General features: G+C 69.9%; 11 protein-coding genes. 5 read left to right on the top strand and 6 right to left on the bottom strand.

Going from position 1 to position 14,855, the window contains the following annotated elements; translation table 11 throughout:
* Nucleotides 1-76 precede the first annotated feature (76 nt).
* Entirely contained in the window at nucleotides 77-2,116 is a 2,040-nt protein-coding gene (locus DEJ32_RS09215) for a hypothetical protein (protein WP_110901046.1), read from the top strand.
* Nucleotides 2,117-2,311: 195 nt separating this feature from the next.
* Here DEJ32_RS09215 and DEJ32_RS09210 read toward each other — a convergent pair whose 3' ends face one another.
* Nucleotides 2,312-3,463: a class I SAM-dependent methyltransferase gene (locus tag DEJ32_RS09210; protein ID WP_110901086.1), complete on the bottom strand. Its 1,152-nt coding sequence runs from the start codon at nucleotides 3,461-3,463 to the stop codon at nucleotides 2,312-2,314.
* Nucleotides 3,464-3,622: 159 nt separating this feature from the next.
* Between DEJ32_RS09210 and DEJ32_RS09205 the strand changes: the two genes are divergently transcribed.
* Nucleotides 3,623-4,327, top strand: a complete 705-nt coding sequence (locus DEJ32_RS09205; RefSeq protein WP_110901045.1) for a GntR family transcriptional regulator — start codon at nucleotides 3,623-3,625, stop codon at nucleotides 4,325-4,327.
* A 308-nt stretch (nucleotides 4,328-4,635) separates the two neighbouring features.
* Here the strand turns inward: DEJ32_RS09205 and DEJ32_RS09200 are convergent, their stop codons facing one another.
* From DEJ32_RS09200 to dnaK, 5 genes are all read right to left on the bottom strand, one after another.
* Nucleotides 4,636-6,267: an Ig-like domain-containing protein gene (locus DEJ32_RS09200; RefSeq protein WP_110901044.1), complete on the bottom strand. Its 1,632-nt coding sequence runs from the start codon at nucleotides 6,265-6,267 to the stop codon at nucleotides 4,636-4,638.
* A gap of 84 nt (nucleotides 6,268-6,351) precedes the next feature.
* A complete protein-coding gene (locus tag DEJ32_RS09195; protein WP_110901085.1) occupies nucleotides 6,352-6,762 on the bottom strand; it encodes a heat shock protein transcriptional repressor HspR in 411 nt (136 codons plus the stop codon).
* A 183-nt stretch (nucleotides 6,763-6,945) separates the two neighbouring features.
* Entirely contained in the window at nucleotides 6,946-7,950 is a 1,005-nt protein-coding gene (locus DEJ32_RS09190) for a DnaJ C-terminal domain-containing protein (protein ID WP_110901043.1), read from the bottom strand.
* A gap of 30 nt (nucleotides 7,951-7,980) precedes the next feature.
* A complete protein-coding gene (locus DEJ32_RS16385; protein ID WP_110890679.1) occupies nucleotides 7,981-8,772 on the bottom strand; it encodes a nucleotide exchange factor GrpE in 792 nt (263 codons plus the stop codon).
* A gap of 5 nt (nucleotides 8,773-8,777) precedes the next feature.
* On the bottom strand, nucleotides 8,778-10,649 hold the full coding sequence (gene dnaK / locus DEJ32_RS09180; RefSeq protein ID WP_110901042.1) for a molecular chaperone DnaK: 1,872 nt from the start codon (nucleotides 10,647-10,649) through the stop codon (nucleotides 8,778-8,780).
* A gap of 1,032 nt (nucleotides 10,650-11,681) precedes the next feature.
* Here dnaK and DEJ32_RS09175 point away from each other — a divergent pair.
* The 3 genes from DEJ32_RS09175 to DEJ32_RS09165 all read left to right on the top strand — a co-directional run bounded on the left by DEJ32_RS09175 (nucleotide 11,682) and on the right by DEJ32_RS09165 (nucleotide 14,801).
* Entirely contained in the window at nucleotides 11,682-12,746 is a 1,065-nt protein-coding gene (locus DEJ32_RS09175) for an Ig-like domain-containing protein (protein WP_110901041.1), read from the top strand.
* A gap of 89 nt (nucleotides 12,747-12,835) precedes the next feature.
* Nucleotides 12,836-13,303: a DUF3060 domain-containing protein gene (locus DEJ32_RS09170; RefSeq protein WP_110901040.1), complete on the top strand. Its 468-nt coding sequence runs from the start codon at nucleotides 12,836-12,838 to the stop codon at nucleotides 13,301-13,303.
* A gap of 22 nt (nucleotides 13,304-13,325) precedes the next feature.
* A complete protein-coding gene (locus DEJ32_RS09165) occupies nucleotides 13,326-14,801 on the top strand; it encodes an oligosaccharide flippase family protein (protein WP_110901039.1) in 1,476 nt (491 codons plus the stop codon).
* Nucleotides 14,802-14,855 lie beyond the last annotated feature (54 nt).

Genomic DNA, 14,855 nt, shown 5'->3' with positions numbered 1-14,855 from the left:
CACACTCGGAATCTTCTCCGTATCCCACATGCAGTATTCCCAGGTCCGCGTGCTCCGCGCGGACAGGAAGGGAACCATGCGCACGATCCACCGAGCAACAGCCGGGGCCGCCTTCGGCCTCGTCCTCGCCGCAACCCTCGTCCCGTCGGCCGCCTCCGCCGCGACGAGCCCTGCGGACACCCCGTCGATCCCGGGGGCGACGGCTTCACGGCCGATCGTCGGCAGCACCACGAACGTCTACACGGTGCAGGGCGCCACCGCCCAGGGCGAGCGGGACGGCAACCGCCTGTTCGTCACCGGGCAGGCCACCCCGGAGGCCCAGGTCACGAGCTCCGTCACCGGCGGCACGCTGAAGATCGTCGACGCGGACGGCCACGTCCTGTGCACCGGCACCGCGACCCAGGCGCGTCCGAACCTGTACTCCTGCACGCTCGAGCCGCTCGTGTCCGGTCCGCAGACCATCACGGCGTCGGTCGTCAAGAAGAACGGCACGTACAGCACGCCGGGTCAGGCCGAGCTCGACGCCTACGCGGCGACCCCGACGATCGACTCCGTCACCCGCGACGGTGACGACCTCGTGGTCACGGGTCACACGAACCTCCGCGCCGAGGTCCAGACGTCGACCGACCGCGAGACCGTCCTGGCCACCGCCGAGACCGGGTCGAACGGCGACTTCAGCGTCCGGATCCCGGGCGGTGCCGACGCCGAGCACGCCTTCGTCCAGACCGTGAACGACGCCGTCCCGGCGACCACGCCCGACCACGACCGGTTCGCGGCGAGCGGCTGGGTGCTGGCGGAGGTCGGCGCGGACGCCGGGGACGGCTCGGGCTCCGGCTCGGGTGGGGAGGACTCCGGCGAAGGCTCCGGCTCCGGCTCCGGCTCCGGCTCGGAGAACCCGGGCCCCGGCGAGTCGACCGAGCCGGTGTACGACGTGACGAGCCCCTCCGACGGCGCCACGGTGGACACCGCACAGCCGACCTTCACCGGGCACGGCCGTCCGAACGGCCGCGTCAGCATCCTCGCGATGGGCGTCGACCCCCTCGGGAGCACGACCGCCGACGCCGACGGCAACTGGTCGGTCACGATCGAGGGCGCGCTGCACCTCGGTGACAACGGCATCGTCGTCGCGTTCGAGCAGCCGGACGGCAGCTGGCAGAAGCGGGTCTCCCAGAGCGTCACCTGGGCCCCGAAGACCACCAGCTTCACCATCGCGACGCCCGCCGACGGCTCCACCGTGACGGAGGCCCGTCCGACCATCGAGGGGTCGACCGTCGGCTCGTACCGACAGGTCCTGGTCACGGACCACACCGGGTCCACGGCCGCGCACGGCACGACCAACGCCGACGGCGACTTCCGGATCGCATTCTCGGAGGACCTCGAGGTGGGCCTGAACGACCTCACCGTGCAGTACCAGGACGAGCACGGACGCTGGAAGTCGGAGCCGTACTCCCTCCGCTACGACGCCGACGGTGGGACCCCGAACCCCGGTGAGGGCGACGGCGACGGCACCACCGACCCCGGCGAGGGCGACGGCAGCGGCACCACCGACCCCGGCCAGGGCGACGGCAGCGGCACCACGGACCCGGGCGAGGGCGACGGTGAGGAGACCCCCGCTCCGGCCGAGGTCGCCGTGACCACCAGCCGCCTCACCGCCTCCGAGATCGTCGCGCACTTCTCGGGCGCGGAGGGCACCGAGGTGACGGCCACCGCGAACGGCGTCACGAAGCAGGCGACGATCGGCGACGGCGGCGTCGCGAGTGTCGTCCTGCCTGCACCGGAAGCGCTGACGACGACGGTGCACGTCACCTCGACGAACGGCGACCGCACCGCCGAACAGGACGTGGTCGTCGGCAACGGCGACCACCCGTCCGACCAACTCGCGGCCACGGTCGTGAACGCGTCGGCACTCACCGGCAGCGCCGAGATCGACGTCTGGGGCCTCCCCTCGGGCATCGGCGGCCTGCAGGCGAAGGACTCGGACGGCACGGTCCTCGCCTACAGCGCCATCCACGAGGACGGCACCGGACACCTCACGGTGACCGGGCTGACGGCGGGCGAGCACGTCATCACCGTCGTCTCGGGTGACCGCTCCACGCAGGTCACGGTCACGATCTGACCCGCACGGCACGACGGCCCGTCACGAGGATCTGATGCGGACGGCCCCGCTCCACGCCCGTGGTGCGGGGTCGTCCCCGTCTCAGCCGGCCCGTGCGGGGTCGCCCCCAGTGAGCGCCCGCGGCGCGGGGTCGTCACCGTCGCAGCCGGCCACTCCCCCGGGCCCGCAGACGTTGTCGGCTCGTCTGACCGGAGCTCAGCGCGGGGCGACCGACGCCGTGACGGTGAACTTCGCCGTCCGCGTCACCTGCCGCGTGGGTCCGACCATGCGCTCGAGCACCGGGCGGTACCGGAGGTGCGAGTTCCACACCGTCCAGAGTTCCCCACCTGGACGCAACACCGAGGCCGCGTTCCGGAACATCGCCTCGGCGGCGTCCGTCGAGACGGTCGTGTCCGCGTGGAAGGGCGGGTTGCACAGCACCAGGTCGGCGCTGTCCTCGTCGAGTTCGTCGCCGGCGTCGCTCCGCACGGTACGGACGCGGTCGCCGACGCCGTTGACGTCGGCGGTGAGACGCGTCGAGGCCATCGCCGCCGCGGAGACGTCCGTCGCCACCACGCGCACGCGTGGGCGGGAGCGCGCGACGACGGTCGCGACCACCCCGTTGCCGCACCCGAGGTCGACGACGACCCGGGCCTCCGGCATGGCCGCCTCGGCGGCCTCGAGCAGGACCCGCGTCCCGATGTCGAGCGACGTGCCCGCGAAGACGCCGCCGTGGGCGGCGATGGTGATGTCGAGCTCGTCCTGACGCACCTGACGCGGCCACGGATCGGTCACCGCGGCGCGTTCGGCGGCGGCGCGGAGCGGGTCCGACGCGATGAGCAGGCGGGACTTGCCGCGCCCACGGCTCGCGACGACCTCGCCGAACGACCGCCGGAGCACGTCGTTCTGGGTCAGGGTCATGTACTTCGTGCGTCCACCGCAGAGCAGCACGACGTCCGGCGCGGCGAAGCGGGCGACCGCGCGTGCGACCTCGTCCAGGCGGTCGTGCGACTTGCTGAGCCGGAGGATGACGATTCGGGCGTCACGGAACGCCTCCTCGAAGCCCTCCGGGTGGTGGAACCCGCGACGGCCGAACGTGCCGGCGCTGGCCTCCAGTGCTCGCTCACCGACGAGCGAGTCCTGGACCACACGGACATCCGACGCTCCGTGCAGGGCGAGCACTCCGAGGGTGAGCACCCCGTACCGGTCGTCCACCACCGTGACGGCGCCCGGGTGCCGCAGGGCGTCGCCGTGCACGTGCGGAGCCTCGTCGAGGAGGAACCGGTCGGTCCCGTCGATCGCGATGAGGTCCGGGCCCTGCTCGCGGGCGTGGCGCCGGAAGTGGTCGGCGAAGTCGAAGGACGGCACGGACCGAGAGTAGCCGCGGCGCACTGGCAGTCCAGCTCCCGAGCTACCGCTGACCGCCACAGGTCAGCGATATACCACACGCGACAGCGTCGGGCTCGGGTCGTACGCTCGGGAACACGCCCGGACCGCCCGGGCTCCGCGGCACTGCGGGAGGGGCCCATGTTCGCAGCGCAACCCACCCCCGGCACGAGGACCCTGCTCCGGGACGTCGCTCGTGACCGCCTGCGGTCGGAGATCATCAGCGGGCGGTTGCGCCCGGGCCAACGCCTCGACGACGACGAACTCGCCGCCCGGCTCGGATGCTCCCGGACGCCGGTGCGCGAGGCCCTCGCAGACCTCGATCGGCTCGGCCTCGTCGAGCTCCGCGCCAACCGGTACACCCGGGTCGCGCAGCCACGGGACGAGGACGTCCTGCCTGCGCTCCAGGCGCTGGGCCTCCTGTTCGGCGGCGTCGTGCGTATGGCCGTTCCCACGCTGCGTGACCGCACACGCGCCTCCCTCTTCCGGCGCCTCGGCATCCTGCTCGACTGCATGCAGGAGCCGGGCTGGATGGCCACTGCGGCGGCCGCGACCCCGGTCTACCGGACGTTCATCAACGAGTGCGGGAACCCGATGCTCTCGGCGGCACTGGGGGGCACGCTGGACGGCCTGACCTTCCGCCTGCGGAACGACCGACTCCACGAGACCTTGCCGTGGGAACACATCCGCAACGGTGTCGTGGCGCTGCGGATCGCTGTGGACGGCCGCGACGGACGACTGGCCGAGCGTGCGACCTGGGCGGTGCACCTCCTGCCGGATCCAGACCGCCCAGACACACGGGACTTCGACGACGACGACCCGGTACGAGGACGCACGGGGCGCTGACGTGTGCCAGGAGTGCATCCGTCAGGTCATCCGCACCGTCCGGGCTCATCGCGTGGTGAGCGACCGATGCACCCCGTCCTCCGAGCGGCCGGATCCGGTCCGGTCCTGCAGCTCGGCACCGAGCACGCAGCGCGCGCTCTCGGATCCGCCACCGGGGACCTGACGAGCAGCGTCACACCACTCGGCGGCGAGCGCACAGAGTGGCGCGAGCCCAGTCGACCGGGCCGCCCCTCACTGTGTCGGCACGACGCCGAGCCAGCGGGGTCGCCGGGAACGGGGCGGGTCCCGTCGGACCCGCCCCGTTCCGTTCATTCGTCGTCGACGATGACCCGGACGCTCGAGCTCGTCGTGTTGGCGCCCTTCGAGGTCGCCGTCGCGACGACGACGTGCTCACCGACACCCAGCGCGGGCGTGGTGACCGCCCAGCGTCCCTCCGCGCCGACGTCGACGCGGCCGAGACCGTCCGGAGCTCCGCCGCGCTCACCCACCCGCACGACGCTTCCGGGCTCGGCGACACCGACGATCCGCACCCTCGAGAAGACCGGGTTGGTGTGGTAGCCGTCACCCGGGGAGGTGATCCGGACCGCCGTGCCGTAATCGAGGTCGACGCCGACGGCGTCTGTGTCCTGGCCCTGCACGCGTTGCACGGCGCGGACCGCGAGCACGCCTCCGCGGTCGGGCGCCGCGACCGTGACCGACCAATTACCGTCCTGCCCGACGGTCGTCGACGCGAGGACGCGATCACCGTCCCGGACCTCGACCTGCGCCCCGGGCTGCCCCCTCCCGGCGACGACCACCGGTTTCGTGATGTCGCCCGGGAACGTCGCCGCCGCGGTGAAGGCGTCCCCCATCACGGTGGTCGTGACCGTGGCGGTGGTGTCGAACGACCCGGCCGCGACCGACCCGGTGAGGGCTCCCGTCAGCGCACCCGTCGTGCTCGTGATGCCCACCGGGGTCTCCACCTGCATCGCGAAGCGGAACTGCTGCCCCGCGGCGACGTCCCAGTTCCTGTTGCCGAGCGTGAACGAGTACGTGTGCCCGTCGGCGGATCGCACCCCGCTCACGAGCGAGTCCCCGCCGAACTCGCGCCAGGTCGACCCGTCGAGGTACTGCCCGCGCTGGTGGTCCTGACCGGTGGCGAACGTGGTGCCCTCGGGTGCCGTGAGCACCAGCGTGCCGGTCGGGGTGGTGAACGCCGACTGGGCGGTGTAGCGGGCGTAGACGGTGGTGGTCTCCCCGCGCTGCAGCTCCGCCGTGTCGTCGTTCCCGATGATCCGCCCCGGCTTGCTCGGCTCCGTGATCGTGACGGTCACCGAGGTCTGGTCACGGTACTGCCCGTCGACGTACTGCTGGAACACCAACGTGTTCTGTCCGACGGAGAGCCCTGTGACCGTCGTCGCCCAGGTCCCCGTCCCGGCGTCGCTCGCCGTCGCGACCTGTCGCCCGTTCAGGCGGATGCTCGCCTTCCCGGACGCCGTCCCCGTGATGTACGCGCTCCGGCCGGCATCGCTCTGGGATGCCACCTCCGCGGCGATCGGTCGCTTCGGGTACGGCCGCGTGACCGGTGTCCCGTTCACCTTCGCCGAGTTCGCGCACCAGAGCGCGCATGCGTACGTCCAGAACTGCGGTGTCCTGGTCTCCCCGTACCGCCAGCCGGCGAAGGTCGCGGTCGATGTGCCACCGTCCCAGTGGTAGTCACCCCCGACGTTGCCCACGTGGATCTGGCAGGTGCTGTCGAACAGACCGCAATGCGGCTGTCCGGTCACCTGGTAGGTCCGGTCGTCGACCGGGATGAGGCCGACGCCGGTCGGTTTGTTCGCGATCGTCCTCGTCGAGCCGGGCGGCGCTTCCGGCGCAGCCGCTGCCGCCGCCGGCCCAGCACCCATCAGGGCGGAGACGATGACCGCTGTGACGCCCATCGCGATGGTCTTGATCCCCATGGATCCCCTCCTCGTGTCGTGGCTCGGGCGAGCCAGGGCACAAAGTAGAGACGATCACTTCGTGATGCACATGTGGTATTCCACTCAGCGCTGCGGTCGGTAGAGTACGACCGCGGTGTTGCGCTGCGGCCGCATGCCGGCACGCAGGGGCACCGCGGCGCCGGTCGTCGTCGCGGCGAACACCCGTGCACCCGGACGGCTGATGAGCTGGTCGGCGAGTGCGCGTTCGAGCTCCCGGACACGGGTGCGCAGCTGTGCGTTCTCGTTCTCGAGGTCGAGCACCCGCCGGATCCCCTCGAGGGACACACCCTCGGACCCGAGCCGCGCGATCTCGCGGAGCTGGGCGATGTCGCGCATCGAGTACCGCCGCGACCCGCCACGGGTGCGCCCGGGCACGACGAGGCCGAGCCGGTCGTACTGCCGCAGGGTCTGCGGGTGCATCTCGGCGAGTTCCGCCGCGACCGCGATCGCGAAGACGGGCGAGTTCTCGTCCATCTCGGTCATCGAGCGCTCCTTCCGTCGTGCGCGTGGTGCGGGACCAGTCTGTGCCCGCACCACCGGTTGTGACGGGACGCGCCGGCGGCGCGCCCACCCTGCCGGCCTGGAGGCTCGGCGCGGGTCCCTGACGGAGCCGCGCCGAGCCTCCAGGCCGGTCGTGCAGTGCGGTTCGGTGCGCGGTCAGCCGCGCGCCTTCGCGAGGAGGTCCTCGCGGGGGTCCTCGTCCGGCAGGGCGTCCGCGAGGGCGTCGAGCGCCGCGCGGGCCTTGTCGGAGAGGTGGGACGGAACGGCGACCTGGAGGGTGGCGAGCAGGTCACCGGTGCCGTTCTTGCCCGGGACGCCCCGGCCCTTGACCCGGAGGACCCGGCCCGAGGGTGTCCCCGGGGCGACCCGCAGCTTGACGGGTTCGCCGCCGAGTGTGGGCACCTGGATCGTGGCGCCGAGCGCCGCCTCGACGAACGTCACGGGCACGTCCACGCGGAGGTTCTGCCCGTCGCGCTCGAACACCGGGTGCTTGCGGACCGAGACGGTGACCACGAGGTCGCCGGCCTCGCCGCCGTCGGGGCTCTGTTCGCCCCGACCACGCAGCCGGATCTTCTGGCCGTCGGCGACGCCCGCGGGGATGCGGACGTTCACTGGGCGGCCGTTGCCCTGCGCGAGCTTGACGGTGTCCCCGGTGATCGCGGTGGCGAAGTCGAGCGTGGTCGTCGCGGTGACGTCACGCCCCTTCGTCGGCCCGCCGAAGCCCCGGAAGCCGCCGGAGTTCTGGCCGAAGCCACCTCCGCCGAACATGCCGCCGAGGATGTCCTCGAACCCGCCGGCGCCACCGGCACCGCCCTGGCCGAACCGGACGCGCTGTCCGCCGCCTCCGCCTCCGCCGAACATGCCGCCGAAGACGTCCTCGAAGCCGCCCTGGCCGCCCGCACCACCCGAGGTGAAGCGAGCGCCGGAGCCCATCGCGCGGACCTGGTCGTACTCCTTGCGCTGCTCCTTGTCGGAGAGCACCGAGTACGCCTCGCTGATTTCCTTGAACTTCGACTCGGCAGCAGCGTCACCCGGGTTGGAGTCCGGGTGGTACTGCCGCGCGAGCTTCCGGTACGTCTTCTTCAGGTCAGCCTCGGAGGCGTCCTTCGACACCCCGAGCACTGCGTAGAAGTCCTTGTCGAACCAGTCCTGACTGGCCACGGCTCACCTCCCTTCCACCGTCGCCGACCCTCAGGCCGGCACCGCCACGGCGACCTTGGCCGCACGGAGCACGCGGTCACCGAGCTTGTAGCCCGGCTCCACGACGTCCGCCACGGTCTGGCCGGTCGCTCCCGGCGTGGGCAGCTGGACGATCGCCTCGTGCACGTTGGGGTCGAAGGTCTCGCCCTTCTCGCCGATCTGCACGAGCTTGAACTTGTCGAACCCGCTGCGGAGCTTCTGGGCGATGACCTGCATCGGTCCCTCGGCGAGGTCGCCGTGGGACTCGGCGCGGTTCAGGTCGTCGAGGGCCGGAAGCAGTGCACGCACGACCTCGGCGATGACGGCTTCGCGGTTGGCGTCCCGGTCACGCTCGACGCGCTTCCGGAAGTTCACGAGCTCGGCCTGGGCGCGGAGCATGTCCGTCCGCATCTCGCCGACGAGGTCGCGGTCGGACGGCGAGAGCCGGTCCTCGGCGATGCCGGTCGCTGCGTCGGCCAGGAGCGCCTCGTCCTCGGGGCTCAGGTCGTTCGCCGGCGGGGCGTCCGTCGACACCTCGACGTCCGGACCCTCGGCCTCGATGAGGTCCTCGGTGCCGTCGACGTCAGCCGTCGCGCCGTCCTCGGAGCCCTCGGCCGGGTTGCCCTGCGCCCGTCCGCCCTGTGCCTGGCCGCCCTGTGCCTGCCCACCCTGGGGGGCGGACCCGGCGGGCCCGGCGGAACCATCCGCCGGGCCGGAACCGGTCTGCCCACCGTCAGCCGAGCCTCCAGGCAGGTCGGCGCCGTCGTGCTGCGGGTCCTGCGGGTTCTCGTTGCTGGTGGTCATGTGTCCTACTTCTTGTCGTTGTCGTCGTCGTCCACGACCTCGGCGTCGACGATGTCCTCGTCGTCACCGGTGGTCTGGCCCTCGGCACCGGCGCCCGCACCCGCATCACCGGCGGCGTCGGCTGCCTTGCTCTGCGCGTAGATCGCCTGTCCGAGCTTGCCCTGCGACTCGTTGAGCTTGTCGAACGCGGTCTTCACGGCCTCGTCGTCGTCACCCGCGAGCGCGGACTTGAGGCCGTCGACGTCGCCCTGGACCTCGGACTTGACGTCCGCAGGGAGCTTGTCGTCGTTCTCCTTGATGAGCTTCTCGATCGAGTAGACGAGCTGCTCGGCCTGGTTGCGACGCTCGCTCGCCTCGCGGCGGGCCTTGTCCTCGGCCGCGTGCTCCTCGGCTTCGCGGACCATGCGCTCGATGTCCTCCTTCGGCAGCGACGAGCCGCCGGAGATGACCATCGACTGCTCCTTGCCGGTGCCCTTGTCCTTCGCGGACACGTGCACGATGCCGTTGGCGTCGATGTCGAACGTGACCTCGATCTGCGGGATGCCCGCCGGGGCCGGCGCGATGCCGGTGAGCTCGAAGGTGCCGAGCGGCTTGTTGTCGCGGGTGAACTCGCGCTCACCCTGGAAGACCTGGATCGCGACCGACGGCTGGTTCGAGTCGGCGGTCGTGAAGGTCTCGCTGCGCTTGGTCGGGATCGCGGTGTTGCGGTCGATGAGCTTCGTCATCAGGCCGCCCTTGGTCTCGATGCCGAGCGAGAGCGGCGTGACGTCGATGAGCAGGACGTCCTTGCGCTCGCCCTTCAAGACACCGGCCTGCAGGGCGGCACCGACGGCGACGACCTCGTCCGGGTTGACGCCCTGGTTCGGCGACTTGCCACCGGTCAGCGACTTGACGACCTCGGCCACGGCGGGCATGCGGGTCGAACCACCGACGAGGACGACGTGCGCGATGTCGTTGACCGACACGCCCGCTTCCTTGATGACGTCGTTGAACGGCTTCTTCGTGCGGTCGAGCAGGTCCGAGGTCATCTGCTCGAACTGCGCGCGCGAGATGGTCTCGTCGAGGTTGAGCGGGCCGTCGGCGGTGAGCGTCAGGTACGGGAGCTGGATGCTCGCGCTGAGCTGGCTCGACAGCTCCTTCTTCGCCTGCTCGGCGGCCTCCTTGAGGCGCTGCTTCGCGATCTTGTCGGTCGACAGGTCGACGCCGTGCTCGTCCTTGAACTTCTTGACGAGGTGGTCGACGATGCGCTGGTCCCAGTCGTCGCCGCCGAGGCGGTTGTCACCCGAGGTCGCGCGGACCTGGATCGTGGAGAAGTCCTCGTCCTTGCCCACCTCGAGCAGGGAGACGTCGAACGTGCCGCCACCGAGGTCGAAGACCAGGATGAGCTCGTCTTCCTTGCCCTTGTCGAGGCCGTACGCGAGCGCCGCAGCGGTCGGCTCGTTGATGATGCGGAGGACGTTGAGGCCGGCGATCTCACCGGCGTCCTTGGTGGCCTGACGCTCGGCGTCGTTGAAGTACGCCGGGACGGTGATGACCGCGTCGGTCACGTCCTCGCCGAGGTACTGCTCGGCGTCGCGCTTGAGCTTGCCGAGGGTGCGGGCCGAGATCTCCTGCGGCGTGTAGCTCTTGCCGTCGATGTCGACCTTCCAGTCGGTACCGATGTGGCGCTTCACGCTCGCGATGGTGCGGTCGACGTTGGTGACGGCCTGGCGCTTCGCGGTCTCGCCGACGAGCACCTCGCCGTCCTTCGTGAACGCCACGATCGAGGGCGTCGTGCGGAGCCCCTCGGCGTTGGCGATGACGGTGGGCTCGCCACCTTCGAGTACGGAGACGACGGAGTTGGTGGTTCCGAGGTCGATGCCTACTGCACGTCCCATGTGTTGACTCCTCGTGTAGGGGTAAGGGGTTGGACTTGCGTCCGATGGGCTCAAGTTTACTCAGGACGGGAGGCGCGTCAAGTCCTGGGCGCGGAAGTTGCGTCGGTCGGACGCAGGTTCGCGTAGGCATCGCGCTCGGAAGGTCTTCAGGCTGATGCCTGATATTTCTTATGTCCTATGACCAGTGCCCGGCGTGATCCCGCGTGCGTGGCCTCGATCCGAAAGACATCTCTTCACATGAAGTCATTCCTCCGGAGGGCCGTCGCGACCGGCGTTGCTCTCTCTTTCCTCGCTGGCGCAATCACTGACGGCACCCGAGCAGTTGCGGCTGATTACGCACCGGAGCCGGGTGAACTCGGTACCGCCTTCAAGATGGTTTGGAAGGAGTCAAACGACTATTGGTTTTTCCGGAGCGGGACCGAGTACCTAGACAAGGCGTCAACGCTCGATGAAGCAAAATCAAACGCAAGCGCGTTCCGAGCAGAATTCCAAGAGAGCGCCAGCGATGGACACAGTTACTGGAGACTGCATCCCGCAACGAGCATGGACATGTGCTTGCAAGCAGCGGTTTCTTCCTCAACATTGAAGGGTCCTTTCGTCGCTATTCGTTCCTGCAAAGGCTCACAATGGACAACCTACCCGAACGAAGTCCGCGAATGGACTCTTGACAAAGGGAAACTTCGCGCGCGGTTGAACACGGGGTACGGTAGCGCATATGCGGATGCCGTGTGGTTCGCGGGACACGCCGAAAGCGTGGTGGACTCTCACGGCCAGCATGTATACGCGACGCTCGTTTCGAAGGAGCCTGCCACGAATCCACTGATCGATCTCCCCAGTGATTTGTCCGGGTTCAATGACCTTCAAGCGCTCGTTGCTAAGGTGGATAATGTTCGCGGGAAAGCTGCCGTCAGTGGGACGGCTACGCCGGGTGCGACGGTCTGGGTGGGAACTACCTCGACTCCCGTTGACGCCGAAGGCAAGTGGGAGCTGACCGTTGAGGGGCTCAAGGCAGGGCCGAACACCCTGCACGTCGTGCAGAAGATCGACGGCGAGGAGCACGACTCGCAGGACCTCGAGGTCACGATCGTCGAAGGTGGCACCGTCGTCCCGAAGCAGAACGGCCCGGTCGACCTCGAGCGTGGCGGCACGACCGACGTCCCGTTCTCGGTGGAGAACAAGGAAGCCCGCGCTGAGATGCAGGGCAAGGTCGAGCTGGCCGCTCCGGCCGGCACCACCTTCGCGGACGGCCAGACGAACGTCGCCGCCGAGGTCCGCACCGGCGACACCGGCTCGTGGACGCCGAACACGGCCCTCGACCTGAAGAACGGCAACCTGTCCGACGGCGGCAAGAAGCTCACCTTCGACGTCGACAGCGGCGCGACCGAGCTCCCCGCCGGCCAGGAGTACCGCTACACCGTCAAGGTCGACACCCCGGCCGACGCCGCCGCGGGAACGGACGAGCTCGGCTTCGTCTACGCCGGCGACAGCTCGAAGGGCGACTACCGCGCCGAGGGCACGACCACCACGACGCTCGAGGCGGACAACAAGCCCGGCGCGCCGACCAGCGTCGAGGGCTACTTCCCGCAGGACGTCGCCGCATGGGCGCACATCAAGGGTGACGGCATCACGAGTGGCGCCACGGTGACGATCAAGCAGGGCGAGAAGGTCATCGCGTCCCAGAAGGTCACGGGCACGGCGTTCGACCTGCCCATCGACCCGTCGAAGGTCGGGTACGGCAAGCAGGACTTCACCGTCACCCAGACCATCGACGGCACCGAGTCCGACAACACCGCTGTCTCCCTCGACTACGGCGATGAGGGAGCCGTCGCGATCACGAGTCCGACCGGTCCGACCGTTGCAGGGAGCGGCTCGATGACGTTCACCGGGACGGCAACAGCCGGCTCGACGGTGACGGTGACCGGAACCGACTTCGCGAACGACTCGCTGTTCGGTTCCGCCACCGCCGCCGCTGACAACAACTGGTCGCTCACCGCATCGCTCGATCTCCCGGCCGGGCCCTACCAGTTCTGGGCCAGCCAGATGACGAAGGGCGGCAAGGTCAAGCTGACTGCGACCTCCGTCGAGATCACCCGCTGACCCGGCTCGCACAACGGAAGGGGCACCTCACCGAGGTGCCCCTTTCGCCTGTCATGTATTATATTATATATCCCAACGAAAGGAACCTCATGCGGAAGCATTTCGTCGCATCGCTCCTGACCGTCGTCGCATGCTCGACTCTCGTCGGCTGCGCGGGCAACGCACCGGTCGACGGTGCAACGGCGTCGGCGTCGACATCGGCATCGGCATCGGCATCGGCGTTGGCCCGTGCAGAGCGAACACCGAACCCGACCTCCGAGGTCACCGGCCCGCCGCTGGAACAGGCCGACATCCCCTGCGAGGACGGCACCGCGCACGTTGAGGGTCAGAACAACAAGGAAGTCAGCGTTCCTGATTGCACTTCGGTCGTGATCGACAGCAGCAACGCCGTCGTCCACCTCGGCAAGACCGAACTACTCACCGTCAACGGAGCCATCAACGGCATCGACGCGGCCTCACTCGCGAAGCTCGTCATCAACGGCGACGGCAACCGCATCACGACCCCGTCGAAGCCGACCGTGCGCGACAAGGGCACGTCGAACATCGTCAACCACTGACGACGTCCCACGGAGCGCACCCATGACGACCTCGACCCGGACGATCGAAGTCGACTGGCAGGACGGCCGCGGCCTCGCCGCCGCGGCATCGGTCGGCGGAATGACGTCCGCAGCGGCGTCATGGGTGCGCTTCGTGATCCAGATGAGCTCGATGGTCGTGATCGCGAGGACGATCGGCCCAGACCAGTACGGTTCCGCAGCGACCCTGCTCGTCGCCGTCACCGGCGCCGAGGTGATCCGCTCCGGTGGCGTCACCTGGCTCATCGCTCACGACACCGAACTCTCAGCAGCCGCCGCCAGCACGCTGCACTCGATCAGCAGGCTGGCCGGCGCGATGATCGGAGCACTCTGGTGCCTCGTCGCCGCGCTGCCGCTGGCGAGCGCCCTCCCTGGCGGCGGCGCCGGGGCGCTCGCGATGGCCGTCGTGTTCCTCACTGCAGGATCAGGAGCCGTGCCAACCGCGGTCCTCGGCCGCAACCTGCGCTTCGGAGCGATCGGAGCGGCGGAGGTGGCGGCGGCTGTGGTCTCGTGCACCGGCGCCGTCGCCCTCGCCGCCGCCGGGGGTGGCGCCCTGGCCCTCCTGCTGCAGGCGACCTCCTACGCACTGACGCTCCGACTCGCGGTCGCACTCCTCTGTCCCTGGCGACCAGGCCCCCGCCTCCCACTCCGTGCGCTCCGGCGCGAGCTGGCGTTCGCCGGCAACGCGTCCCTCACACAAACACTCGAGTGGATCGCCCGCAGCCTCGACCGGGTCTTCGTCGCACTCGTCTTCGGGCAGGCGTCCGCCGGCTTCTACGTCCAGGCCAGCCAGCTCGTGCTCCTCCCGCTCGAACAGGTCAGTGGTCCAATGCGTCGCGTTGCCGTCCCGGTCCTGGCCCGGCTCCGATCCGACCCGGATCGGTTCCGACACACCTTCACCGCGATCCTGCGCCTCGCATGCGGCGCGCTCTGGCCGGTCTTCGCGGTCCTCGGCGTCGTGAGCACGCCACTCATCGACCTGGTATTCGGCCACGCTTGGATCGGCACGGTCCCGGTGTTCCTCGCGATGCTGCCCGCCGCCTTCGCCCTCGTCGTGGCCACGGTCACGGTCTTCCTCGCCCTCGCTGACGGCGCTGCCGGGAGGCAGGCCCGGTGGGAGTTGTGGATCAGTCGGCCGCTGACCGTGGTGGCGTTCCTCGCGTTCTCCACCGCTGGATTCCAGGCGATGGTCCTCGCCGTGTCAGCGGCGACCGTCCTCGTGACGGTGCCGGGGTTCCTGGTCATCGCCCGATCGACCCCGGTGAGGGCACGTGACCTCTGCAGCGCCGTCTGGTTCCCCGCAGTCCTCGCACTGGCATGCGCCGTGACAGCCGCAGCAGCCCGACACGTCCTCCCGATCGGGTCCCGGCAACTCGTCCTCGTCGTCGGCGCCGCGGCGATCGTGTGGTGCGCGGGCATGACCGCGATGCCCACGACCCGGCACCTGGCACGTCGAGCAATCCGGCGTCGACTCCGCTGACCCCAGCGCGCCCCGGCAGGACCCCTCGGGCGCGCGGACGCGTGGCGCGACGAC

The organism is Curtobacterium sp. MCPF17_046 (genome assembly GCF_003224295.1).
In the GTDB taxonomy this organism is placed as follows: domain Bacteria; phylum Actinomycetota; class Actinomycetes; order Actinomycetales; family Microbacteriaceae; genus Curtobacterium.
The sequence above is the reverse complement of the archived record's forward strand: the minus strand, read 5'-3'. Positions and strand labels throughout refer to the sequence as shown.